We start from the raw sequence: 22,493 nt of genomic DNA, 5'->3' as shown, positions 1-22,493 counted from the left end.
GTGGCCATGGAGGAGTGAAATGAGGAGCAGAAACCCGGTCTTCTCGCGACGGGGGTTCAGCCGCGACAACGGCTACGCGGGCTTCAACGCCGCGCCGCAGGCCGGGGGACCCGCCGTCGCCACGCAGGGCAACCCGTACGCGCAGGGCACGCAGGGCAACCCGTACGCCCAGCCGGCCGACAACCCGTACGCGCAAAACCCGTACGCCCAGCAGGACCTTCAGTACGGCACGCCGCCGCAGGCGCCGGCCACCACCGGCCGGATGACGATGGACGACGTCGTCATCCGCACCGGCAGCACGCTCGGCGTGCTCGTGGTGACCGCCGCGCTCGCCTGGGCGCTGCTGCCCGTGGACGACGCCAACATCGGCCGCTCGTACGGCATCGGCATCGGTGCCGCCCTGATCGGCATGGTCCTGGCGCTCGTCCAGTCCTTCAAGCGCAAGGCCTCGCCCGCGCTGATCCTGTCGTACGCGGCGTTCGAGGGTGTCTTCCTCGGCGTCGTCTCCAGCGTCGTCGACAACCGCATCGCGGACGGCGCGGCCATGCAGGCCGTGATCGGCACGATGGCGGTCTTCGCCGGTGTGCTGATCGCCTACAAGGCCGGCTGGATCCGCGTCAACCGCCGCTTCTACGGCTTCGTGATGGCGGCGGCGCTCGGCTTCGTCTTCCTGATGATGGTGAACCTGCTGTTCGCCGTCTTCGGCGGCGGCGACGGCCTCGGCTTCCGCAGCGGTGCGCTCGGTGTCGTCTTCGGCATCGTCGGCGTCATCCTCGGCGCCTGCTTCCTCGCCCTGGACTTCAAGCAGGTCGAGGACGGGCTGGCCTACGGTGCGCCGCGCGAGGAGGCCTGGCTCGCGGCCTTCGGCCTCACGCTGACGCTGGTCTGGATCTACCTCGAGTTCCTGCGACTCATCGCGATCTTGAACAGCAACGACTAGCGGACACCGCCGTCGGTGTGACAAGTGAAGGGCCCCGGGCTTCAAGCCCGGGGCCCTTCGTCGTCGTGTGCCGGCGCGCCCGCTCAGAGCAGGTTGCGCGCGGCCCTTCTCAGGTCGTACTCGTGGACGATGGCCTTCGCGTGGCCGTACGCGAGGTTGTGTTCGTGGCGGAGCCAGCTGACCTTCTCCTCGAAGCGGAAAAGGGAGGGGCCGTCCTCGACGGCACGCAGCCAGTCGGAGATCTCACGACCGGTGCACTGGGGAATGCGGGCGAGCAGATTGCGATGGGTCTCCTCGGAGAAGACTTGGGACATCGGCGCCTCCGGGCGAAAGGGGTTGTAAGCCGGTCCTTCAGGTCACCGTGCCTGAGTGTTCGCCCGTTGGCAACAGTCCCGGACGGCCGCGTACGCTCGCGCCGTGGTTGATACGACGCCTTTGACCCGTGCCGTGGACGACTTCGCCGACCGCCTGCGGGCCGCCCCGCAGAGCAGACTCCAACGCGGCGCCGCCGCCGAGGCGCTGGAGCTGGCCCGGGAGCTGGCCCGGCGCGCCCAGCTGATCGAGGAACCGGGGGCCGAGCCCCGTCTGATGCCCGACGCGGGCATGTTCGCGGCCGCCGACCAGATCGCCGTCGCCGCACACGACTTGGCCCTCGTACTGACGGACGAGGGCCAGGTGGAAGAAGCGGCGGGGCTGGTGGAGGAGGCCCGCAAGCGGGCCGGGGTCTAGGGCCCCGGGGAAGTCCGGGGACTACAGGGACGCGATGACCCGGTCCGCCAGGATGTACACGTTCTCCTCGCCGCACGCGAAGGTCAGCGTGTAGGCGCCGGAGATCCCCGAGCCGCCGAGGAGGTACGGCGTCTGGCCGGCGCCCAGCGCGTCCGCCAGGCGCTCCGCGGTCTCGCGGTGGCCCGGGGTCATGCACAGGGTGGTGCCGTCGGAGAAGACGTACACGTCGAGGGTGCCCAGCGGCCCCGGACGGACGTCCGCGAGCGTGACGCCCGACTCGGCCAGCCCCTCCAGGGTGGCGACGGTCCGCTCATGGTCGTTCACGGCCGGTGCCGGGTTCGGTACGAAGTCGGGGTGCGAGGGGTGCCGGCGGCGCGCGGCGGCCAGCTCGGCGGAGTCCCTCGGGCCGCCGAGGTCCTGCGCGGACGGCTCGTCGCTCTCCGCGACCGGCTCGATCACGGGCTCCAGGCCCACGAGGTCGGCCTGGCGGGGCAGGAACAGCTCGCTGTCGGTCAGCCCGAGCAGCAGCGGTGCGTCGGACGCGTCCCGCGACTCCTGCGCGGCCCAGAAGGCCCTCGCCTCGGCGAGTTCCCGCTCGCGCTCCTCGGCGAGCGCCTCCGCGACGGCGGCGCGTATCTCCTCGGCGTCGGCGGTGGTGCGGGCGGCCGGCACGCGGCCCCGCGTTGCGGTGGCCCGGCTCTCGGCCAGCTCGGCGCGCAGGGCGGTCACCTGCCGGCGCAGCACCAGAACGCTGCGCAGGACGGCGACGCCCACGGCGCCGGTGGCGGCCGTGGTGAGCAGCAGGGCGATCGGCATGGCGCTCACTGACGTACTCCCGGTTCAAAGTCGACCCCCGACTTCCTACATCAGCTTGAAGGGAGGACTAACCGTCTGTCAGTGCGTAACGTCACGAAACGGACAGGACTTTGGGCCCGGAAGGGAGGGGTGTGGTCGGTCTGACCTGCGTAAATCAAGGGGGCGAGAGAGGTAGGTCACATCCTGGGGGAGATTGGGTCACAAAACGGCCCAGAACCCTGTGGTCACAGGGCCCCGGGCCGTGGCGTCACGCAGGGTCCTCCGGGCGCTACTGACAGTCCTTCAGTCACCCGCCCGGTGCGGCCGTCAGCTCAGGCGCTCGATGACCATCGCCATGCCCTGGCCGCCGCCCACGCACATCGTCTCCAGGCCGAACTGCTTGTCGTGCCACTGGAGGGAGTTGATGAGCGTGCCGGTGATGCGGGCGCCGGTCATGCCGAAGGGGTGGCCGACGGCGATGGCGCCGCCGTTGACGTTCAGCTTCTCCAGCGGGATGCCGAGGTCGCGGTAGGAGGGGATGACCTGCGCGGCGAACGCCTCGTTGATCTCGACCAGGTCGATGTCGCCGATGCCCAGCCCGGCGCGGGACAGGGCCTGCTTGCTGGCCTCGACCGGGCCCAGGCCCATGATCTCGGGAGAGAGGCCGGAGACGCCGGTGGAGACGATGCGGGCGAGCGGGGTCAGGCCCAGCTCGCGGGCCTTGGTGTCGCTCATGATCACGAGGGCGGCGGCGCCGTCGTTGAGCGGGCAGCAGTTGCCGGCGGTGACCAGCCCGTCGGGGCGGAACACCGGCTTCAGGCCCTGCACGCCCTCCAGGGTGACACCGGCGCGCGGGCCGTCGTCCTTGGCGACGACGGTGCCGTCGGGGAGGGTCACCGGGGTGATCTCGCGCTCCCAGAAGCCGTTCTTGATGGCTTCCTCGGCGAGGTTCTGGGAGCGGACGCCGAACTCGTCCATGTCCTGCCGGGTGACGCCCTTGGAGCGGGCGAGGTTCTCGGCGGTCTGGCCCATCGCGATGTACGGGTCGGGGATCAGGCCGTCCTCGCGCGGGTCGTGCCAGGTGGTGCCCTCCTGCTGGGCGACGGCGGCGGTACGGGCCTCGGCCTCGGCGAACAGCGGGTTGCGCGTGTCCGGCAGGCTGTCGGAGTTGCCCTTGGCGAACCGGGAGACCATCTCGACGCCGGCCGAGATGAAGACGTCGCCCTCGCCGGCCTTGATGGCGTGCAGGGCCATGCGGGAGGTCTGGAGCGACGAGGAGCAGTACCGGGTGACGGTGCAGCCCGGCAGGTGGTCCATGCCCATCTCGACGGCGACGATCCGGCCGAGGTTGTTGCCCTGCTCGCCGCCGGGCAGGCCGCAGCCGAGCATCAGGTCGTCGATGTCCCGGGGGTCCAGTTCCGGAACCTTGGCGAGCGCGGCCTGGATGATCGTGGCGGCCAGGTCGTCGGGGCGCAGGTCCTTGAGGGAGCCCTTGAACGCGCGGCCGATGGGGGAGCGGGCGGCAGAAACGATCACGGCTTCGGGCATCACGGCTCCAGTGGAGAGGCGGTGGGCGGCTGCTGGGGAAGTTACCCGGACGTATGGCCCGGGTCACGGGTGTGGGGGTGTGACATGGACCGCAACTTTCTAAGCGCTTGCTTTTGCCTCCGGCGGTGGAGCGGCTTCCTGGTGCGGGGCCTCGTGGTGGCCGTCGACCTGAGGGCTGCGCCCCCAGACCCCCCCGTCGGCCTGGACGGCCTCGTCCTCAAACGCCGGACGGGCTGAAAACCCCTACCTCGGCTGTGCCGACGGTGTCGGCTCCGTCTCCGACACCCTGCGGCGCCGGCGGCGCTTGAGCAGTGCCCACGGCCCCCGTGGCCCCGTCGGCATCGCCGCCGCGACCTCCGTGCCGGCCTCGGACGCCGCTTCCGCCGCAGCCCGGGCCACCGGCAGGAAGCCCTCGCGGCGCAGGGCGTCGGGGTGCTCCTCCTCGGCCGGCCACAGGCCGAGCGCGGCGCACACCGACGGCAGGACGGCCATCGCGGCCGTGGCGTACCCCTCGGCGGAGGGGTGGTAGTTGTCGGGGCCGAACAGCTCCCGCGGGTTCTCCGCGAACTCCGGGCCCAGCAGGTCGCCCAGCGACACCGTGCGCCCGCCCTGCTCCACGACGCCGATGGTCTGCGCCGCCGCCAGCTGCCGCGAGGTGCGCCGGGCCACCCAGCGCAGCGGCTGCCGCACCCGCTCGATCGTGCCCAGGTCCGGGCAGGTGCCGACCACCACCTCCGCGCCGGCCGTGCGCAGCCGCCGTACCGCCGCCGACAGGTGCCTGACCGACTGGGTCGCCGGCATCCGGTGGGTGACGTCATTGGCGCCGATCATGATCACGCAGATGTCGGGCACCCGGCCGTGATCCGCGAGCACCAGCGCCACCTGCCGGTCCAGGTCGTCCGAACACGCCCCGGGCGCCGCGACCGAACCCAGGTCCACCGCCCGCTCGGCCACCGCCGCCAGCCCCGAGGCCAGCAGCGCGCCCGGCGTCTGGCCGGCCCGGTGCACACCCTGCCCGGCGGCCGTGGAATCGCCCAGCATCATCAGGCGCAGCGGCGGCTCACCGGCCGTCCGCAGGCCGTCCCCGTACACCCCCTGCGCGTTCGGCACCCGGGCGGGCGTGCCGATGCCCACCCGGCGCCGGGCCAGCTGCACCTCCGCCAGCAGCAGACCGACCGCGGCCGCACCGGCCAGCCCGATGCCGCCGCCTCCGTAAGCCGCTCCCGTCGCGATCCGCCGCGCCACCCTCGCTCTGGACATGCTCGTCATACGCCGCCGCCACCTCCTTCATGCCGTACACCCACTCCTTGCCCCGTACGGACGGTCGCCCAATCTCAACGGGGAGTGAACGACCGTCACGTGGCACGGGCGGGTGCACCGGCCGGGCAGGCCATAGGCTGGCCGGACCCGATAAAAAGACCCATCCTTTGCGGCATCCGGAGACCACGGTGCATTTCCACGACTCGATGATCAGCCTCGTCGGCAACACCCCGCTGGTGCGGCTCAACAGCGTGACCAAGGGCCTGAGGGCTACCGTCCTGGCCAAGGTGGAGTACTTCAACCCGGGCGGCTCGGTGAAGGACCGCATCGCCCTGCGCATGATCGAGGCCGCCGAGAAGAGCGGAGAGCTGCGGCCCGGCGGCACGATCGTCGAGCCCACCAGCGGCAACACCGGCGTGGGCCTCGCGATCGTGGCCCAGCAGAAGGGCTACAAGTGCATCTTCGTCTGCCCTGACAAGGTGTCCACCGACAAGATCAACGTCCTGCGCGCGTACGGTGCCGAGGTCGTCGTCTGCCCGACCGCGGTCGACCCCGAGCACCCGGACTCCTACTACAACGTCTCCGACCGGCTGGTCCGCGAGACGCCGGGCGCCTGGAAGCCGGACCAGTACTCCAACCCGCACAACCCGCTCTCCCACTACCACTCCACGGGCCCCGAGCTGTGGGAGCAGACCGCGGGGAAGCTCACCCACTTTGTCGCCGGTGTCGGCACCGGCGGGACCATCTCCGGCACCGGCCGGTACCTGAAGGAGATCAGCGACGGCGCCGTGCAGGTGATCGGCGCCGACCCCGAGGGCTCCGTCTACTCCGGCGGTTCCGGACGGCCCTACCTGGTCGAGGGCGTCGGCGAGGACTTCTGGCCGACCGCGTACGACCGGAACGTCGCCGACGAGATCGTCCCCGTCTCCGACAAGGACTCCTTCCAGATGACCCGCCGCCTCGCCAAGGAGGAGGGCCTGCTGGTGGGCGGCTCCTGCGGCATGGCGGTCGTCGCGGCGCTCGAGGTGGCGGCGCGGCTCGGCGAGGACGACGTGGTCGTCGTACTGCTGCCGGACAGCGGGCGCGGTTACCTCAGCAAGATCTTCAACGACGAGTGGATGGCCGACTACGGCTTCCTGGAGGACGCCGGCCCCAGCGCCCGCGTCGCCGACGTCCTGAACCACAAGGAGGGCGACTCCATCCCCTCCCTCGTCCACATGCACCCGGACGAGACGGTCGGTCAGGCCATCGAGGTGCTGCGCGAGTACGGCGTCTCGCAGATGCCCATCGTCAAGCCCGGCGCCGGCCACCCGGACGTGATGGCCGCCGAGGTCGTCGGCTCGGTCGTGGAACGCGAGCTGCTGGACGCCCTGTTCACCAAGCGCGCCTCGCTGGAGGACCCGCTGGAGAAGCACATGTACGCCCCGCTGCCGCAGGTCGGCTCCGGCGAGCCGGTCGAGGACCTGATGTCGGTGCTCGGCCGGGCCGATGCGGCGATCGTCCTCGTCGAGGGCAAGCCCACCGGCGTGGTGAGCCGTCAGGACCTGCTGTCCTTCCTGGCCCGCGGGAAGTAGAACCGGCGGTGTCCGCCGGGTGAATCCCCGGTGGGCGCGGCCGACTTGGCCCGCTCCGCGATCTTCGTGAACTTCGCGGAAGCGGTACGCGCACGTCACGTGCGCGCAGCAGTCGCTTAACACGCGACCGGCAGAGTATGCGGTGTCGGCGGGATTGGGAGCGGCTCCCCGGTCCGGCCGGCGCCGAACGGCGTCACGGACCTTCCGGAGCGGCTCCCGGACCTCCATGGACGCCACGGACGCGCCACCCCGGCCGTGAGGCCCGGCACCGCGCGTCCCCCGCGGGGACCGCCGTCGTCCCGCCCCCCAGTGATGGGGGTGCCGGCGGTCCCCGCGCAGTCTTGCGTCAGCCCCTCTGTCAGTCCTCCCAGGCGTCGTCCCGCCCGGCGCGGCGGCGTCCGAACAGGCCCGGGTTGGTGCGGGCGGCCTGTACGACGTTCACCCCGACGATGCCCGCCCAGGCGACCAGCAGTCCGGGGAGGTCGGCGACTCCGCCGCCGATCGCGGACAGCGGGACGGCGAGCACCAGCGAGACGATGCCGAAGCCGAAGCGCTCGCCGAAGGAGTCCGTGGACCTCGGCGTCCGGCTCTCCCGGGCCGTGGTCATCTGCTGCTCGGCGAGCTGCCTGCGCACCCGGCGCTCGACCGCGCCGTCGATGCGCTGGTCGACCTTCTCCAGGAAAGAGTCGACCAGCGCGGACTCGTACTCCTCGCCCAGCTCCCTGCGGGTCTGCAGGGTGGCGTCGAGTTCCTTCTTGAGGTCGGTGTCCCGCGCGTCCATTCCCGTCATGTCACTCAAGGTAGGCGGCCGGGGAGGCGATGGCACTGGGGACAGCCCCCGTATCGGGTGGGGGATGTCCCGCAGGGGTCCGCGAGGACGGACGAGGTCACGCCCGCCCGCTACCGCCGGTGCTCGCGGCGTGGACCTGACGGACGAAGCGCCGCTGCCAGGGCACCTCCACGGCACGGGAGTGGTAGTGGCGCCGCACCCACTTGACCGCCTCCCTGGGGTCCATGCCCTCGAAGACGCAGATCGCGGACAGCGCGGTACCGGTCCGGCCGACGCCGCCCCCGCAGCAGACCTCCACGCGCTCGCCCGGCGCGCGCTCGTAGGCGTCGCGGAGCCTGCGCATCGCGTCCATCGGGTCGGCGGGGAGCCAGAAGTCCCGCCAGGGCACCCAGACCGACTCCCACGGCGGTCTGGGCGGCTCGTGATCCGTCAGGTGCACGGTGAACGTCGGTGTCTGCCCCTGAGGCAGGTCGTATCGCAGGCCGCGTCCCCTGAGCCTGCGGCCCGAGGGCAGCTCCACCAGCCCGGGGGTGCCGCCGTCCCACAACTCGGTCATCCGTCGTCCTGGTTCCCTCGGTCCCGTCGCGCTCGGCATCGTGCCCTCCGGCGCCTGGATGTATAACGGTATGCAGTGACCGGGTGATGTGAATAGACCTTGGGGGAGCAGGCCATGAGCGGGACCAGCGGGGCCGGCGCGAGTGGCGGGACGGGCGGGGCCGACAGCCCGGCCGCACGGCTCCAGGCGCTCTTCGAGGGGCACCGGCTGACGCCGACCCAGCGGCGGATCGCCCACAGCATGGTGCGCCGGGCGCCCGAGGTGCCCTTCCTGTCGAGCGTCGAGCTGGCCGAACTGGCCGGGGTCAGCCAGCCGTCGGTGACCCGCTTCGCCGTCGCCCTCGGCTTCGACGGCTATCCCGCGCTCCGCCGCCATCTGCGCGAGGTCGCCCCGGCGGAACCGGACGCCGGCACCGACGACCGCAACGAGTACCAGCAGGCGGTCATGGCCGAGATCGAGAACCTGCGGCACCTGGCGGAGGTGCTGGCCGACCCCGGGCCGGTGGCGGAGGCGGGCCGCATGCTCGCCGGGAGCCGGCCGCTGCCGGTGCTCGGACTGCGGGCCGCCGCGGCCCAGGCGCACGGCTTCGCCTACTTCGCCGCCAAGGTCCACCCGGACGTCCGGCTGCTCAACGAGGGCGGCACGATGCTCCACGACCGCGTCGACGCCGCCGTCCGGGCCGGCGCCACCGCGCTGCTCTGCTTCGCCCTGCCCCGGCATCCGCGCGAGGTCGTCGACGCGCTCACCCACGCCAAGGAGGCCGGGCTCATGGTGGTGACGGTCGCCGACTCCGCCTTCGCGCCGGTCGCCAAGGTGTCCGACCTGCTGCTGCCCGCCGCCGTCGGCACCGGCCTCGCGTTCGACACGGCCTGTGCGCCGATGCTGCTGGGCCGGGTGCTGCTCGAGGCGATGTGCGACGACCTGCCGGACGCGCAGGCCCGGCTGGAGGAGTTCGACGCCGAGGCCGCGGCGCGGGGGCTGTTCGTGGAGTGACCCGGACGGCGGACGCCTTCTCAGACTCGTCTCAGCTTGCCCCGTTACAGTGCGGCGCCTGACGCCCCGTTCAGGCGGGTCGGACGGGCAGGGACGGGACGGGAGGCAGGACGTGACGCGCGCAGGACAGGTGGGGCTGGCTCGGGTCGCCGTCGTCGTACGGGCGGGAGCCGCACCGCTGTGGTGGCTGGGCCTGCTCGCGGCGGGCGCCGGCGTGCTGGTGCCGGGGCTGACCGGGCGCCGCATCGGCGTACTGGCCGGTGCCGCGCTGTTCATCGTCGCGGCGGCCGTCGTGGCGTGGACGCGGCGCGGGCGCTACACGGCCCTGGCCGGCTCGGCGGCCCGCGCGGGCAGGCACGACGTACTCCAGGACCGCGCGGTGACCCTGCGCAACTGGCGCCGGGGCCACCGCTGGTGGCTGCTCCTCGCCTTCCTCGCCGCCCTGGGCAGCGCCTTCGCCGCGCCCGCCGCGGGCGGACTGCTGATGGCCGGCTGCGGCGCGGGCCTGTGGCTCAAGTCCGCCTGGATCGGCCGCCGCGAGCAGTCCGGCGACGCCCTGCTGTGGGTCCGCGTGGACTGGCTCGCCGACAACGCCGGCCGCCCGGCGGGCAAGACGGTCAGGGCCTACCGCAGCACCGGCATCGCGGCAGGCGACGCCGCCCCGGGCGGCGCGCGGCGCAAGGCCCCGGCACCGGTCTGACGGCCTCGTCAGGGGCGCGGCGCGGTGACCTCACCCGGCTCCGCCGCGTGGGCGCGCCCGGCCACGACGAACACCCGGCCTACGAGCGGCCGGCGCCCCCGCGGCGGACGGCGACGGTCAGCGCGTCGGCGTGACCCCCGCCGGCCTCGGCCACGATCTCCTCGACGCGCTGCTCCTCCCGCACGGTGGCGAAGGAGACACCCCCGTCGTCGTCGGAGACGAACCCGTACACCCCGGGCCGCGCCAGCGAGTTGTACGCGTAGTGATGCGCGAAGTAGTACGCCCCCGTGTCCAGCGCCGCCGCGTAGTCCCCCTGCGCCAGCAACGGCATCGCCCGCCCCACGGCCAGCAGGTCGCCCGCGAAGCACGCCGGCCCCGCCACGTCCTGCACCACGTCGGGACCCTCCTTCGGCAGCCCCTTGCCGTCGTACGCGGCGATCCGCAGCGGCCACGCGCCCGGCGCGTACACCGTCCGCGTCGCGACCTGCACGCCCGCGTGCGTCACCGCGACCGGCCGCCCGCCCGCGCTCTTGGCGTACTCCACGCGCGCCACCACCGTGCCGTGCTTGGCCAGCAGGGACCGCCCGAACTCGGTGACCAGCCCGTACCGCCCGTCGAACAGCCCCGGCACCGCCTCGCGCAGTACGCGCGCGTACTCGGCGTACGTCGGCGACTCCTCGTCCGACCCGAAGTTCACCGGCAGCCCGCCGCCGATGTCCAGGGTGTCGACCTGCTGCCGCCCGGCCCGCTCGTTGATCTCCTCGGCGAGCGCGTACGACGCCGCCACGCCCTCGGCCATCAGGGTGAGCGGGATGCCCTGGGACCCGGTGTGGGTGTGCAGCCGGGTCAGCCACGGCCGGTCCAGATAGGCCCGCACCACCCACTCCCGCGCCCCCTCGTCCCGCAGCGCCACGCCGAACTTCGAGGTCGCGGTCGCCGTCGAGAGGGCCTCGATGGAGCCCCCGCCGACCTGCGGGTTCACCCGGATTCCGAGGGGCGAGGCGGTGTCGGGCAAGGCCGTCACCAGGGCGTCGAGGCGCTCCAGCTCCTGGGGGTTGTCCGCGTTGACCGCGATCCCCAGCTCCAGCGCCTCCCGCAGCTCGGCCGGCGTCTTGGCGGGCGAGTCCAGCACCGTCCGCTCCGCCGGCACCCCCGCGGCCCGGGCCAGCGCCAGCTCGCCGGGGCTGGCCACCTCCACGCCTATGCCCTCCTCGTGCAGCAGCCGCAGCACCGGGACCAGCGGGGTCGCCTTGACCGCGAAGGCGTGCAGCACGGGCGTACCGGGCGCCGTCACCGCGTCGAACGCCGCCCGCAGGGCCGCCGCCGACTCCCGGATCCCGGCGACGTCGAGGAGCCCGACGATCGGACCGTCCGGCCCGAGCAGCCCCTGCTCCACCGCGGCCCGCACCGCCCCGTCCCGCCGCGCGGCCCGCTCCGTCCCCATGCCGTCGAGGTCACCGCTCATGCCCGTGCCGTCGCTCACGCGATCCTCCCTGTCGTCGCAGCCTGCCTGTACATCCAGCCAAACACTCGCACGCGCCCGGTGCGGGACACGAACGTATTGACTAGTTCTATTCACGAAGCGAGTATGTGAATATCCGTAGTAACAATCCGCCGGGAGCAAGCCACCAGGAGGCAGACCATGTCCGGACCCCGCCCCGTCCGAGCGCCACGCGGTACGACGCCGAGTGCCCTGGGCTGGCAGCAGGAGGCCGCCCTGCGGATGCTGCAGAACAACCTCGACCCCGAGGTCGCCGAGCACCCCGACAAGCTCGTCGTCTACGGCGGCACGGGCAAGGCGGCCCGCGACTGGCGCTCCTTCGACGCCATGGTCCGCACCCTGGAGAAGCTCAAGCAGGACGAGACGATGCTCGTCCAGTCCGGCCGCCCGGTCGGCGTCATGCAGACCCACGAGTGGGCCCCGCGCGTCCTCATCGCCAACTCCAACCTCGTCGGCGACTGGGCCAACTGGGAGGAGTTCCGCCGCCTGGAGGCCCTCGGCCTGACCATGTACGGGCAGATGACGGCCGGCTCCTGGATCTACATCGGCACCCAGGGCATCCTCCAGGGCACCTACGAGACCTTCGCCGCCGTCGCCGCGAAGAAGTTCGGCGGCACCCTCGCCGGGACCATCACCCTCACCGCCGGCCTCGGCGGCATGGGCGGCGCCCAGCCCCTCGCCGTCACCATGAACGACGGCGTCGTGATCTGCGTCGACTGCGACCCGCGCGCCATCGACCGCCGCATCGAGCACCGCTACCTCGACGTGAAGGCCGACTCCCTCGACCACGCCCTCCAGCTGGCCACCGAGGCCCGGGACCGGCGCGAACCGCTCTCCATCGGTGTCCTCGGCAACGCCGCCGAGCTGGTCCCGCAGCTGCTCGCCATGGGCGCCCCCATCGACATCGTCACCGACCAGACCTCGGCCCACGACCCGCTGGCCTACCTGCCCACCGGCATCGCCTTCGAGGACATGGCCGACGCCGCCCTCAAGGACCCGGCGGGCTTCACCACCCGCGCCCGCGAGTCCATGGCCCGGCACGTCGAGGCCATGGTCGGCTTCCAGGACGCCGGCGCCGAGGTCTTCGACTACGGCAACTCCATCCGCGGCGAGGCCCAGCTCGCCGGATACGACCGGGCCTTCGCCTTCCCCGGCTTCGTCCCCGCCTACATCCGCCCCCTCTTCTGCGAGGGCAAGGGCCCCTTCCGCTGGGCCGCCCTCTCCGGCGACCCCGCCGACATCGCCAAGACCGACAAGGCGATCCTCGACCTCTTCCCCGAGAACGAGTCGCTGGCCCGCTGGATCAAGATGGCGGGGGAGCGGGTCCACTTCCAGGGCCTGCCCGCCCGGATCTGCTGGCTCGGCTACGGCGAGCGCGACAAGGCCGGTGAGCGCTTCAACGACATGGTCGCGAGCGGTGAGCTGGCCGCGCCGATCGTCATCGGCCGCGACCACCTCGACTGCGGCTCCGTCGCCTCCCCGTACCGCGAGACCGAGTCGATGCTCGACGGCTCCGACGCCATCGCCGACTGGCCGCTGCTCAACGCCATGGTCAACGTGGCCTCCGGCGCCTCCTGGGTCTCCCTCCACCACGGCGGCGGCGTCGGCATGGGCCGCTCCATCCACGCCGGCCAGGTGACGGTCGCCGACGGCACCGCACTCGCCGGGGAGAAGATCCGCCGCGTCCTCACCAACGACCCCGGCATGGGCGTCATCCGGCACGTCGACGCCGGGTACGACATCGCCGAGTCGGTCGCCGGGGAGCGGGGCGTGCGGGTGCCGATGCGCGAGGGCCGCGAGGGTGGCGCCGCGTGAGCTTCCACAGCATGTGGGCGGAGCTGCTGCCGGTGGGCCGCAGCTCCGCCTCCGGCGGCTACCGCCGCTACGCCTGGACGGGCGCCGACGCCGACTGCCGCACCTGGTTCCAGGAGCAGGCCGAGGCACGCGGGCTGGCCTACGAGACCGACCGCAACGGCAACCAGTGGGCCTGGCTCGGTGACCCGGCCGCCGGGGACGCCGTCGTCACCGGGTCCCACCTGGACTCCGTGCCCGACGGCGGCGCCTTCGACGGGCCCCTCGGTGTCGTCTCCGCCTTCGCCGCCCTGGACGAACTGCGCGGGAGGGGAGCGCGGTTCACCAGGCCGCTCGGCATCGTCAACTTCGGCGACGAGGAGGGCGCCCGCTTCGGCCTCGCCTGCGTCGGCTCCCGGCTCACCGCGGGGGCGCTCACCGTGGAGCAGGCCCACCGGCTGACCGACGGGGACGGCATCACCCTCCCGCGGGCCATGGAGGACGCCGGCTACGACCCGGCCGCCCTCGGCCCGGACCCCGAGCGGCTCGCCCGCATCGGCGCCTTCGTCGAACTCCACGTCGAGCAGGGCCGCGCCCTCGACCTGTCCGGCGACCGGATCGGCCTCGCCTCCGCCATCTGGCCGCACGGGCGCTGGCGGTTCGACTTCCGGGGCGAGGCCAACCACGCCGGCACCACCCGCCTCGCCGACCGCCGCGACCCGATGCTGTCCTACGCCGAGACCGTCCTCGCCGCCCGCCGCGAGGCCGAACTCGCGGGGGCCGTCGCCACCTTCGGCAAGATCAGTGTGGAGCCCAACGGCGTCAACGCCATCCCGTCCCTGGTCCGCGGCTGGCTCGACTCCCGCGCCGCCGACCAGCAGAGCCTGGACGCCGTGGTCACCGGGGTGGAGCGGGCGGCCCGCGAGTACGCCGCGGCCCACGGAGTCGACCTCGACGTCGTCCGCGAGTCCTTCACGCCCGTCGTCGAGTTCGACCACGCCCTGCGCGACGAACTCGCCCGCATCCTGGGCGGCGCGACGGAACTGAAGGTCCCCGTGCTCGGCACCGGCGCCGGACACGACGCCGGAATCCTCTCCGACCGCATCCCGACCGCCATGCTGTTCGTACGCAACCCCACCGGCGTCTCGCACTCCCCGGCCGAGTACGCGGCCGAGGACGACTGCGTGGCCGGGGTGACCGCACTCGCCGACGCACTGGAAGGGCTGGCCTGCACGTGACCCCCACCGAGCGGACCCGGACCTACTGGCTGGAGCACGCCTGGCTCGGCACACACGTCGAGCCGGGCGTCGCCGTGGAGGTGGCGGACGGCCGCATCACCGCCGTCCTCCAGGACACGCCCACCCCGCCCCCCGGCGCCGAGATCCTGCGCGGACTGACGCTGCCCGGCCTGGCCAACGCCCACAGCCACGCCTTCCACCGGGCCCTGCGCGGCACCGTCCAGGTCGGCTCCGGCACCTTCTGGACCTGGCGCGAGGTCATGTACTCCGTCGCCGACCGGCTGAACCCGGACACCTACCTCGACCTGGCCCGCGCGGTGTACGCCGAGATGGCGCTGGCCGGCATCACCACCGTCGGCGAGTTCCACTACGTCCACCACGCGCCCGGCGGCACCCCCTACGCCGACCCCAACGCGATGGGCGAGGCGCTGGTCGAGGCCGCCGCCGAGGCCGGCATCCGCATCACCCTCCTGGACACCTGCTATCTGTCGGCCGGCTTCGGCGAGCCCCCGAACGCCCACCAGAGGCGGTTCTCCGACGGGACGGCGGACGCCTGGGCGCAACGCTCTTCACTTCTCAAGGAACGCGATCACGCACGGATCGGGGCCGCGATCCACTCCGTACGGGCCGTGCCCGCGGACCAGTTGGAGACCGTGGCGCGCTGGGCCGGGGAGCGGCGGGCCCCGCTGCACGTGCACCTGTCCGAGCAGACCGCCGAGAACGACGCCTGCCACCGGGCCCACGGCCGCACCCCCACCCGCCTGCTGGCCGACCACGGCGTGCTGGGGGAGCGCACCACCGGCGTCCACAGCACCCACCTCACCGACGAGGACGTCGCCCTGCTCGGCGGCAGCCGCACCGGTACCTGCATGTGTCCCACCACGGAACGGGACCTCGCCGACGGCATCGGCCCCGCGGCCGCCCTCCAGCGGGCGGGCTCGCCGCTCTCCCTCGGCTCCGACAGCCACGCCGTCGTCGACCTGCTGGAAGAGGCGCGCGCCATGGAGCTGAACGAGCGCCTGCGCACCCGCATCCGCGGCCACTGGACCGCCGCCGCACTGCTGCGCGCCGCCACCGCCGACGGCCACGCCGCCCTCGGCTGGGACGACACCGGCCGGATCGAGACCGGCGCCCGCGCCGACCTCGCGACGGTCGCCCTCGACTCGGTCAGGACGGCGGGGCCGCTGCCCAGGCTCGGCGCCGAGACGGCCGTATTCGCCGCGACGGCAGCGGACGTACGGCACACGGTCGTGGGCGGACGGCACGTCGTACGCGACGGGGTGCACACCCTCGTACCCGGGGTGCCGCAGGCCCTCGCGCGGGCCGTGGAAGCCCTGCGCGCCTAGCCATCACCCATCCCCGCCCCCACGAGGACGCCACGGACGCCATGAGTACCAGCACCGTCATCACCAACATCGCCGCACTCGTCACCAACGACCCCTCCCTCGGTGACAACTCCCCGCTCGGACTGGTCCGGGACGCGGCCGTCGTCATCGACGGCGACCGCGTCGCGTGGACCGGTGAATCAAGCAAAGCACCCGCCACTGACAACCGGGTCGACGCCGGCGGCCGGGCGGTCCTGCCCGGCTTCGTCGACTCGCACTCGCACCTCCTCTTCGGCGGCGACCGCACCGAGGAGTTCAACGCCCGCATGTCCGGCCGCCCCTACAGCGCCGGCGGCATCCGCACCACCGTCGCCGCCACCCGCGCCGCCAGCGACGCGGAACTGGAGGCGGGCCTCACCCGCTACCTCGCGGAGGCCCTGCGCCAGGGCACGACGACCTTCGAGACCAAGTCCGGCTACGGCCTGACCACCGCCGACGAGTCCCGCGCCCTGCGCGTCGCCGCCCGCCACACCGACGAGGTCACCTTCCTCGGCGCGCACATCGTGGCCCCCGAACTCGCCGACGACCCCGCCGCCTACGTCGCCCTGGTCACCGGCGAGATGCTCGACGCCTGCGCGCCGCACGCCCGCTGGATCGACGTGTTCTGCGAGAAGGGCGCCTTCGACGGCGACCAGGCCCGCGCGATCCTCACCGCGGGCAGGGCCAGGGGCCTGCACCCCCGCGTCCACGCCAACCAGCTCTCCTACGGCCCGGGCGTCCAGCTCGCGGTCGAACTCGACGCCGCCAGCGCCGACCACTGCACCCACCTCACCGACGCCGACGTGGACGCGCTGGCGGGCGGCGGGACGGTCGCCACGCTGCTGCCGGGCGCCGAGTTCTCCACCCGCGCCGAGTGGCCGGACGCCAGGCGCCTGCTCGACGCCGGGGTGACGGTCGCGCTGTCCACCGACTGCAACCCGGGATCGTCCTTCACGTCCTCCGTGCCGTTCTGCGTCGCGCTCGCGGTGCGGGACATGGGGATGACGCCGGACGAGGCGGTCTGGTCGGCCACCGCGGGCGGCGCCGCGGCCCTGCGCCGGGACGACGTCGGCCGCCTCACGCCGGGCGCGTACGCCGACCTGACGCTCCTCGACGCCCCGAGCCACGTGCACCTCGCCTACCGGCCGGGCGTGCCGCTGGTCAGCGGGGTCTGGCGGCGCGGCGTACGCGTGGTCTGAGCAGCCCGAAGGGGGGCGGCCCGGCCTCGGACCACCCCCCTGGAGGGCAAGCGTCATCCGGTGAGGATCACTCCTCGACCGTGAGCCCCTTGCGCAGCTTCACGAGCGTGCGCGACAGCAGCCGCGACACGTGCATCTGGGAGATGCCCAGCTCCTCGCCGATCTCCGACTGGGTCATGCCCGCGACGAAGCGGAGGGAGAGGATCTTCCGGTCCCGGGCGGGCAGCTCGGCGATCAGCGGCTTCAGCGACTCGACGTACTCGATGCCCTCGAGCCCGTGGTCCTCGTAGCCGATCCGGTCGGCGAGCGCGCCCTCGGCGTCGTCCTCCTCCGGCTGGGCGTCCAGCGAGGAGGCGGTGTAGGCGTTCGACGCCGCCATGCCCTCGACGACCTCGTCCCGGGTCAGGCCGAGGTGCTCGGCCAGCTCGGTCACGGTGGGGGCGCGGTCGAGCCGCTGGGCCAGCTCGTCGCCCGCCTTGGCGAGGTCGAGCCGCAGCTCCTGGAGGCGGCGCGGGACGCGCACGGACCACGAGGTGTCGCGGAAGAAGCGCTTGATCTCGCCGATGATCGTCGGCATCGCGAACGTGGGGAACTCCACACCGCGCGACAGCTCGAAGCGGTCGATCGCCTTGATCAGGCCGATCGTGCCGACCTGGATGATGTCCTCCATCGGCTCGCTGCGCGAGCGGAAGCGGGAGGCGGCGAACTTGACCAGGGCCAGGTTCAGCTCGACGAGCGTGTTGCGTACGTACGCGTACTCGTGGGTGCCTTCCTCCAGCGACTCCAGTCGCCCGAAGAGGGTCTTGGACAGGGCCCTGGCGTCCGCCGGAGCGACCTCGTCGTACGCGGGGATGTCCGGAAGCCCGGCGAGTGCGCCGTCGTGGTCGACGACGGCGTCGGGGTGCTCGATGGGATCCAGATGTTCCGGAGGGAGTGTCGACGTCGCTTCTTGGGTACGCGATCCGTCGAGCCGGGGTGACATGGTGTCCTCCATCGTTCTCGGCATACGGCTGCCGAAGCCAATGACGTGCACTGCGGTGTGCGGCGCCTCCAAAGCCGGCCGTGTCGTTTTACGTGTCCACCTAGGCCTACCGGGTTTACCGAGGCGATCGCAAGTGTGTTCTGTACGCTTATGTCCGTTTGTGTGCGGTTGTTCGGGTGTCGGAGTGCGTGGGGAAGGCGTAGTGTTCGAGGTCGTCAGCAAGCAGACATGACCTCGGGAGAGAGAAACGGCATGGACCGCGGGACGGTCGGCAGTGCCCAGTCGGGCCGGCTTCTGGTCGAGGTACGGGAAGAGGGCCCCAGCGCCGTCGTGACCCCGGCGGGTGAGTTGGATCACCACACCGCCGAGCTGTTGCGTGAGCCGCTGGAGGAGTGCCTCGCCAAGGGATTCAATCGCCTTGTCGTCGACTGCTCGCGCCTGGAGTTCTGCGACTCCACGGGACTCAACGTCCTGCTCGGCGCGCGGCTGAAGGCGGAGGCCGCGGGGGGCGGTGTGCATCTGGTGGCCATGCAGCCGGTGGTGGCCCGGGTCTTCGAGATCACGGGGGCCGAAGCGGTCTTCACCCTGCACGACACGCTTGCGGCCGCCCTGGCCGACGAGTCCGGCTGAGCCGGTTCTTGTCCGGCCGTCGGCGGGTTTCGTGCGCCTCACGGGACGGGCGTTTTCGCCTCGTCCCGTGTTTCGTGCCGATTGCGGGGGTGTTCGGACGGCCCGGTCGGGCAGGAGAGACCCTGAGTCGGCTGTACGACGTTCCTGTCCAAGACTTGAAATGTGAACTGGTGGATCGGTGAGGTGAAGCGCTGATGAGCACCACCCGGCCCTATTCGCCGGGCGACCGCGGTCCGGAGTCCGGCGGCGCTTCCGGGGCGCCCGAGAGGGGCGTGCCCGGGACCGGGGAGTCCGAGGGGGGCGTGCCCGCCGGGCAGGCCGCCGTGATGGGCGCTCCCGTGCCCGCGGCCGTGGCCCCGGCAGCTTCCGGGGCCGCGGCTCCGGCCCCGCCCGGCCCCGTCTCGGAGGGCGGGCGGCAGGTCCGCCTGCTGAACTTCGAGGACGCCAGCGGGGTCGTCCCGCTCGCCCGTGACTTCACCCGCGAGGCGCTGTACGCGTGGGGCTGGCTGCCCTCCGCCACCGCGGACCAGCGGGCCGCCGCCGAGGACGTCCTGCTCGTGGTGTCCGAGCTGGTCACCAACGCCTGTCTGCACGCCGAGGGACCGGACGAGCTGCGGATCACCTGTGAGAAGAAGGTGATCCGGCTGGAGGTCTCCGACCGCGGTACCGGCCAGCCGGCGCCGCGCACACCGCACCGGGCCGGACGCCCCGGCGGACACGGCATGTTCATCGTGCAGCGGCTGTGCCTGGACTGGGGCGTCGTACGGACACCGGGAGTGGCCGGCAAGCGGGTGTGGGCGGAACTGGGCGCACCGGCCTAGTCCGGGTTCGTCCTTCCCCCGCCGGCGTTCGCCGTGCCCCGGTCCGGGATCGCGACTCCCGCCGGTGCGTCGCTGCGGCCGTAGTGGTGGGTCGTGAACATGTACAGGAGACCCACCGCCAGCACGATGCCGCCGCTGAGCAGCACGATCCAGTTGTCGTGCCAGGGGACGTCCGGCGTGCGCGGCCAGGAGATGTTGATGATGGCGAAGAGACCGTAGGCCAGCGCCCCGACGTTCACCAGCATCCCCCAGCGGCCCAGCCGGAACTCGCCGCCCGGCCGCCAGCCCTTGAGCCGGGCCCGCAGCGCGGCGAGGACGACCATCTGGAACGCCGCGTAGATGCCGAGGATCGCGAACGAGACGATCTTGGTGAGGGCGTCCTCGGAGATCAGCGAACCCACCGCGATCAGGGCCGGGATGACGGCTGCGAGCAGCAGCGCGTACTCGGGCACCGCGCGCTTCGGTGAGAACTTCCGCAGCAGCTTGTGGCCGATGATCATCTCGTCCCGGGCGTACGAGTAGATCAGCCGCCCCGCCGCCGCCTGAAGGCTGATCGTGCAGGACAGGAAGGAGATCAGGACCACGGCCATCACCAGCCGCGCGCCGACCTCCCCGAGGGCGTCGAACAGCACCCGGACCACCGGGTCGGAGTCCTCGCCCGAGATCACCGCCCGGTAGTCCACGACCGCCAGCAGCAGCGTCAGACAGGTGAACGTCGCCGCCGCCCCGCCCACGTAGATGGTGCGCCGCATCGCCTTGGGGATGACCTTGCCGGGATGCGCCACCTCCTCGGCGACGTCCCCGCACGCCTCGAAACCGTAGTACTGGTAGAAGCCGATGATCGCCGCGCCCAGGAAGACGGGCAGGTAGGAGCCGTCGCCGGCGGCGCCGTAGTCGTCGAAGAGGACGCCGAGCCCGTGGAAGCGGTGCGTGGTGAGCAGGATGACGCCGACGGCGAGCGCGCCGATCAGCTCCGCGCTGAAGCCGATCAGCGCGGCCCACGACAGGGCCTTGGTGCCCGCGTAGTTGATGAGCACGGCGATGACGATCAGGGCGATCGTGCACAGCACCGTGGTGTGCACGGTGGCGTCGTAGCCGAGCAGGATGGCGATGTAGGGCCCGGCACCGTAGGCGACCGAGGTGATCGTGACGAGCAGCGCCCAGAGGTACACCCACCCGGTCATCCACGCCCAGCGCTTGCCCCACAGCCGCCGCGCCCACGGGTAGACGCCGCCCGCGATCGGGTACTGCGCGACGACCTCGCCGAAGATCAGGGCGACGAGGAACTGACCGCAGCCCGCCAGCACGAACGCCCAGATCATCGGTGGGCCGCCGTCGGCGAGGGCCGTGCCGAACAGGGTGTACGTGCTCACGACCGGGGACAGATACGTGAAGCCGAGGGCGAAGTTCGCCCACGGGCCCATCTCCTTGCGGAACTCCGACTCGCCCTCCTCGGGGCCGGATTCCGCGGCGCCGCCCGGCGTCGCCGGCCGGGTCACCGCTCCTGTCCTTCCGTCGTCAGCGGACGCGGGGCGGGCCGGGCGGTGATGAGGTCCGCCGCGCGCTCCGCGGCCAGCAGCACCGTGACCATCGGGTTGATCGACGGCATCGTGGGGAAGACGGACGCGTCCACGATCCGCAGCCCGTCGTGCCCGCGCAGCCTGAGCTGCGGATCGAGCACCGCGAGCGGATCGTCGTCGGCGCCCATCCGGCAGGTCCCCGCCGGGTGGTACACGGTGTGCGCGGCGCGGCGTCCGTACTCGGACAGGTCCGCGTCCGACGTCACGTCCGGGCCGGGGGCCACCTCGCGCAGCAGCCAGTCGCTGAGCGGTGCGGTGGCCGCCACCTCGCGGGCGATCCGCAGACCGTCGACGATGGTGCGCTCGTCGTGTCCGTCCGGGTCGGTGAAGTAGCGGAAGTCCAGCGCCGGTTTGACCTCCGGGTCGGCGCTGGTCAGCCACATGCGGCCGACGGAGCGGGCGCGCGGCACGTTCGGCGTCATGCAGACGCCGTGCTGCGGGACCGGGTAGCCCAGCCGCTCGGTGTTGACCGTGAACGGCACCTGGTAGAAGTGGAACATCAGGTCCGGGCGGGGGCCGCCCGCCGGGTCGCGGCGTACGAAGAGGCCGGCGTCGGAGTCCATCGCCGAGTTGGGCGGCAGCGGTCCGCCGGTCTCCCACACGATCACCGACTCGGGGTGGTCCAGCAGGTTCTCGCCCACCCCGGGCAGGTCCGCGCGGACCTCGATGCCCAGGTCGCGCAGGTGGTCGGCGGGGCCGATGCCGGAGAGCATGAGCAGCCGCGGCGTGTCGATGGCCCCGGCGCACAGCAGGACCTCTGCCTCGGCCTCCAGGGTCGACAGGGAGCCGTCGGGGTTGCGGACCTGGACGCGGGTGAAGCGGCCCTCGCCGTCGGGCAGCAGCCGGTACGCCCAGGTCTCCAGACGCAGCGTCAGGTTGGGCCGGTCCAGGACGGGGTGCAGATAGGCGACCGAGGCCGAGGAGCGGATGTTGGTCTCCGGGTCGTACGCCAGGGAGAAGAAGCCGGTGCCGTCGGTGAACGGGCGGGCGTTGAAGTCCTCCACGACCGGGACACCGAGCCGTGCGGCGGCGGCGGTGACGAAGTCCTGGGCGATCGGATTGCGGTCGGCGGCGCCGACGGGAACGATCGTGTTCTGCAACCGCTGCCGGTACGGCAGGATCGTCTCGGGCCCCCAGCCGTCGCAGCCGCGGGCCGCCCACTCGTCGAGGTCCTCGGGGAACGGCAGGAAGCTGATCAGCGTGTTGTGCGAGGAGCAGCCGCCGAGCACGCGGGCGCGGGAGTGCAGGATGTGCGAGTTGCCGCGCGGCTGTTCCACGGTGGTGTAGCCGTAGTCGAACTCGGAGCCGAGCAGGTTGATCCAGTTGCGCAGCCGCAGGATGCGCTCGTCGCCGACGTCGCTGGGACCTCCCTCCACCACGCACACCCGGCAGGCCGGGTCCTCGCTCAGTCGCGCGGCCAGCACCGAGCCCGCCGTGCCGCCGCCGATGATCACGTAGTCGTAGGTCGTCGTCTCGTCGTCCATGCGTCGCCCTCTCTCGCC

Annotated in this window: 21 protein-coding genes; 11 read left to right on the top strand and 10 right to left on the bottom strand. The window is 72.6% G+C overall.

Features of this window, described 5'->3' with window-relative positions:
- Positions 1 to 19: 19 nt before the first annotated feature.
- A complete protein-coding gene (locus ACZ67M_RS29615; protein ID WP_122617029.1) occupies positions 20 to 940 on the top strand; it encodes a Bax inhibitor-1/YccA family protein in 921 nt (306 codons plus the stop codon).
- 83 nt (positions 941 to 1,023) lie between these two features.
- Here ACZ67M_RS29615 and ACZ67M_RS29610 read toward each other — a convergent pair whose 3' ends face one another.
- Positions 1,024 to 1,254, bottom strand: coding sequence for a DUF4287 domain-containing protein (locus ACZ67M_RS29610; protein ID WP_064728274.1), 231 nt, complete (start codon positions 1,252 to 1,254; stop codon positions 1,024 to 1,026).
- A 103-nt stretch (positions 1,255 to 1,357) separates the two neighbouring features.
- Here ACZ67M_RS29610 and ACZ67M_RS29605 point away from each other — a divergent pair, with 103 nt between their 5' ends.
- Positions 1,358 to 1,669 (top strand): hypothetical protein, encoded by a 312-nt coding sequence (locus ACZ67M_RS29605; RefSeq protein ID WP_234961090.1) that lies wholly within the window; start codon positions 1,358 to 1,360, stop codon positions 1,667 to 1,669.
- Positions 1,670 to 1,690: 21 nt separating this feature from the next.
- Here ACZ67M_RS29605 and ACZ67M_RS29600 read toward each other — a convergent pair whose 3' ends face one another.
- The 3 genes from ACZ67M_RS29600 to ACZ67M_RS29590 all read right to left on the bottom strand — a co-directional run bounded on the left by ACZ67M_RS29600 (position 1,691) and on the right by ACZ67M_RS29590 (position 5,281).
- Positions 1,691 to 2,494, bottom strand: coding sequence for a hypothetical protein (locus tag ACZ67M_RS29600; protein ID WP_361357931.1), 804 nt, complete (start codon positions 2,492 to 2,494; stop codon positions 1,691 to 1,693).
- Between the two features lie 297 nt (positions 2,495 to 2,791).
- The gene (locus ACZ67M_RS29595) at positions 2,792 to 4,012 is read right to left on the bottom strand and encodes an acetyl-CoA C-acetyltransferase (RefSeq protein WP_361357934.1); all 1,221 of its coding nucleotides are present in this window, start codon (positions 4,010 to 4,012) and stop codon (positions 2,792 to 2,794) included.
- 243 nt (positions 4,013 to 4,255) lie between these two features.
- A complete protein-coding gene (locus ACZ67M_RS29590) occupies positions 4,256 to 5,281 on the bottom strand; it encodes an SGNH/GDSL hydrolase family protein (protein ID WP_361357936.1) in 1,026 nt (341 codons plus the stop codon).
- Positions 5,282 to 5,460: 179 nt separating this feature from the next.
- Between ACZ67M_RS29590 and ACZ67M_RS29585 the strand changes: the two genes are divergently transcribed.
- Complete coding sequence (locus ACZ67M_RS29585) at positions 5,461 to 6,846, top strand: cystathionine beta-synthase (RefSeq protein WP_361357939.1); 1,386 nt, start codon at positions 5,461 to 5,463, stop codon at positions 6,844 to 6,846.
- A gap of 358 nt (positions 6,847 to 7,204) precedes the next feature.
- Here the strand turns inward: ACZ67M_RS29585 and ACZ67M_RS29580 are convergent, their stop codons facing one another.
- The gene (locus tag ACZ67M_RS29580) at positions 7,205 to 7,627 is read right to left on the bottom strand and encodes a hypothetical protein (protein ID WP_385802790.1); all 423 of its coding nucleotides are present in this window, start codon (positions 7,625 to 7,627) and stop codon (positions 7,205 to 7,207) included.
- Between the two features lie 106 nt (positions 7,628 to 7,733).
- A complete protein-coding gene (locus ACZ67M_RS29575; protein WP_392102678.1) occupies positions 7,734 to 8,192 on the bottom strand; it encodes a protein-tyrosine phosphatase family protein in 459 nt (152 codons plus the stop codon).
- Between the two features lie 114 nt (positions 8,193 to 8,306).
- Here ACZ67M_RS29575 and ACZ67M_RS29570 point away from each other — a divergent pair, with 114 nt between their 5' ends.
- Both ACZ67M_RS29570 and ACZ67M_RS29565 read left to right on the top strand, forming a co-directional pair.
- Positions 8,307 to 9,185 (top strand): MurR/RpiR family transcriptional regulator, encoded by an 879-nt coding sequence (locus tag ACZ67M_RS29570; RefSeq protein ID WP_361357943.1) that lies wholly within the window; start codon positions 8,307 to 8,309, stop codon positions 9,183 to 9,185.
- A 112-nt stretch (positions 9,186 to 9,297) separates the two neighbouring features.
- The gene (locus tag ACZ67M_RS29565) at positions 9,298 to 9,885 is read left to right on the top strand and encodes a hypothetical protein (RefSeq protein WP_467321756.1); all 588 of its coding nucleotides are present in this window, start codon (positions 9,298 to 9,300) and stop codon (positions 9,883 to 9,885) included.
- Positions 9,886 to 9,964: 79 nt separating this feature from the next.
- Here the strand turns inward: ACZ67M_RS29565 and ACZ67M_RS29560 are convergent, their stop codons facing one another.
- Entirely contained in the window at positions 9,965 to 11,350 is a 1,386-nt protein-coding gene (locus tag ACZ67M_RS29560) for a type III PLP-dependent enzyme domain-containing protein (RefSeq protein ID WP_469853787.1), read from the bottom strand.
- A 177-nt stretch (positions 11,351 to 11,527) separates the two neighbouring features.
- Between ACZ67M_RS29560 and hutU the strand changes: the two genes are divergently transcribed.
- Genes hutU through hutI form a run of 4 tightly spaced genes read left to right on the top strand, consistent with a single transcriptional unit; the run spans position 11,528 to position 16,978 of the window.
- Entirely contained in the window at positions 11,528 to 13,201 is a 1,674-nt protein-coding gene (gene hutU, locus ACZ67M_RS29555) for a urocanate hydratase (RefSeq protein ID WP_382805218.1), read from the top strand.
- The gene (locus tag ACZ67M_RS29550) at positions 13,198 to 14,415 is read left to right on the top strand and encodes an allantoate amidohydrolase (RefSeq protein WP_469853614.1); all 1,218 of its coding nucleotides are present in this window, start codon (positions 13,198 to 13,200) and stop codon (positions 14,413 to 14,415) included. The genes hutU and ACZ67M_RS29550 overlap by 4 nt, the downstream gene beginning before the upstream one ends.
- A complete protein-coding gene (locus ACZ67M_RS29545) occupies positions 14,412 to 15,761 on the top strand; it encodes a formimidoylglutamate deiminase (RefSeq protein ID WP_469853613.1) in 1,350 nt (449 codons plus the stop codon). The genes ACZ67M_RS29550 and ACZ67M_RS29545 overlap by 4 nt, the downstream gene beginning before the upstream one ends.
- A gap of 41 nt (positions 15,762 to 15,802) precedes the next feature.
- Complete coding sequence (gene hutI / locus ACZ67M_RS29540; RefSeq protein WP_469853612.1) at positions 15,803 to 16,978, top strand: imidazolonepropionase; 1,176 nt, start codon at positions 15,803 to 15,805, stop codon at positions 16,976 to 16,978.
- A gap of 67 nt (positions 16,979 to 17,045) precedes the next feature.
- On the opposite strand, the gene ACZ67M_RS29535 is transcribed toward hutI, so the two are convergent.
- Positions 17,046 to 17,972, bottom strand: a complete 927-nt coding sequence (locus ACZ67M_RS29535; protein WP_163015898.1) for an RNA polymerase sigma factor SigF — start codon at positions 17,970 to 17,972, stop codon at positions 17,046 to 17,048.
- Between the two features lie 240 nt (positions 17,973 to 18,212).
- Between ACZ67M_RS29535 and ACZ67M_RS29530 the strand changes: the two genes are divergently transcribed.
- Together ACZ67M_RS29530 and ACZ67M_RS29525 are read left to right on the top strand one after the other, a co-directional pair.
- Positions 18,213 to 18,590 (top strand): STAS domain-containing protein, encoded by a 378-nt coding sequence (locus ACZ67M_RS29530; RefSeq protein ID WP_122617044.1) that lies wholly within the window; start codon positions 18,213 to 18,215, stop codon positions 18,588 to 18,590.
- 194 nt (positions 18,591 to 18,784) lie between these two features.
- Entirely contained in the window at positions 18,785 to 19,411 is a 627-nt protein-coding gene (locus tag ACZ67M_RS29525; RefSeq protein ID WP_361357959.1) for an ATP-binding protein, read from the top strand.
- On the opposite strand, the gene ACZ67M_RS29520 is transcribed toward ACZ67M_RS29525, so the two are convergent.
- Both ACZ67M_RS29520 and ACZ67M_RS29515 read right to left on the bottom strand, forming a co-directional pair.
- Entirely contained in the window at positions 19,408 to 20,910 is a 1,503-nt protein-coding gene (locus ACZ67M_RS29520) for an APC family permease (RefSeq protein WP_469853611.1), read from the bottom strand. The genes ACZ67M_RS29525 and ACZ67M_RS29520 overlap by 4 nt on opposite strands.
- Positions 20,907 to 22,475: a GMC family oxidoreductase gene (locus ACZ67M_RS29515; RefSeq protein ID WP_361357964.1), complete on the bottom strand. Its 1,569-nt coding sequence runs from the start codon at positions 22,473 to 22,475 to the stop codon at positions 20,907 to 20,909. Before ACZ67M_RS29515 ends, ACZ67M_RS29520 begins: the two co-directional genes overlap by 4 nt.
- Positions 22,476 to 22,493 lie beyond the last annotated feature (18 nt).

The sequence above is a fragment of the Streptomyces sp. NPDC107500 genome (assembly GCF_055582785.1).
Note: the sequence above shows the minus strand (reverse complement) of the source record. Positions and strands in the feature narration are given on the sequence as shown.